Here is a 217-nt window from a genome sequence, read left to right on the forward strand (position 1 = left end):
CTTTTGCTATTTCTCTTGCTTTCTCTTCTTCTTTAGCTTTTGCTATTTCTTGCGCTTTCTCTTCTTCTTTAGCTTTTGCTATTTCTTGCGCTTTCTCTTCTTCTTTAGCTTTTGCTATTTCTTGCGCTTTTTCTTCTTCTTTAGCCTTTGCTATTTCTTGCACTTTCTCTTCTTCTTTAACTTTTACTTCTTCTTTGATTTTTGCCTCTTCTTTAGG

At 34.1% G+C, this 217-nt stretch carries 1 protein-coding gene; it reads right to left on the bottom strand.

Features of this window, described 5'->3' with window-relative positions; genetic code table 11:
- On the bottom strand, positions 1–217 hold a 217-nt coding region (locus MR107_RS32155), incomplete at both ends, for a hypothetical protein (protein ID WP_242293236.1).

Source organism: Bacillus cereus group sp. BfR-BA-01441, assembly GCF_022663075.1.
Lineage (GTDB): Bacteria > Bacillota > Bacilli > Bacillales > Bacillaceae_G > Bacillus_A > Bacillus_A cereus.